This is a genomic window from Micromonospora maritima (assembly GCF_902825405.1).
Lineage (GTDB): Bacteria > Actinomycetota > Actinomycetes > Mycobacteriales > Micromonosporaceae > Micromonospora > Micromonospora maritima.
Map to the genome: position 1 here is coordinate 1 of NZ_CADEAU010000912.1, position 966 is coordinate 966.

Genomic DNA, 966 nt, shown 5'->3' on the forward strand with positions numbered 1-966 from the left:
GCCTCGGCTGACCTGCGCCGCGACGCCCCTGCCGCGGTCCCGCTATTCGGTGCGCAGGGCCGTCGCCGTCCGGGTCCGGGCCGCCCACCCGGCCGGCAGGAGCGCGCCGAGAAGGGCCGTGACCGGCCCGCCCAGCGCCAACGCCGCCAGCAGGACCGGCCCGTACACGTCGACGAGCGTCTCCGGCAGGTGCAGCCCGCCGCTGGCGGCCATGGCGGGAACGACGAGCCGTTGCATCGCCATGCCCGCGGGTACGCCGAGCAGCCCGCCGACCAGCCCCACCCCGGCGACGGACGCGACGACCATCGCGACGGTCTGACCCGGCGTCATGCCGAGTGCCTTGTGGACGCCGAGATCGTGGATCCGGTCGCGCAGGTCGAGGACGAGCATGTTGAGCACACCGAGCGCGGCCACCGCGAGGAGCAGCAGGGTCAGCGTGGCGGTCAACCCCTCCACGACCACGAGGAGCGGGTCGGTCTCCGAGCCCGTCGGCAGCGCGGTCAGGGCCCGGGCGGCGAGTGCGCCGGTCAACGTCCGGGCGTAGTCGCCGGCGTCCGTGCCCGGGGTCAGGGCGACCCGGTACTCGGTCGGCTTCAGGTCGGCGATCGTGGCGGTGCCGGTGAACACCGCCATGGTGGACTCGAAGACCTCGCCGACGATGCGCACGCGTACCGGCGTACCTCCGACGTGGACCGTGACGGTGTCGCCGATCCGGGCCCCGGTCGCCGTCAGCAGGGGACTGCCGGCGACGGCCTCGCCGGGGGCCGTGAACCAGCGTCCCGACACCATCTCGAAGCCGTCCCACGTCGCGTCGCCGGTGATCGCGGTGACGGGGACCGGGTCGGAGACGCCCACGACCGAGCCCGGTGCCTGGGCCAGGCCGTACCTGGCCCGGGTGCCCGGCTGCGCGTCGATCGCCGCCAGCACCGTGGCGGGATCGGCGGCGAGCGGGGCGCCGGGCCCGGC

1 protein-coding gene is annotated in these 966 nt (G+C 75.7%); it reads right to left on the minus strand.

Features of this window, described 5'->3' with window-relative positions; translation table 11 throughout:
• Window positions 1-42: 42 nt before the first annotated feature.
• Window positions 43-966: FtsX-like permease family protein (locus HUW36_RS33485; protein WP_343044382.1), on the minus strand; the 924-nt coding region annotated here is incomplete at its 5' end.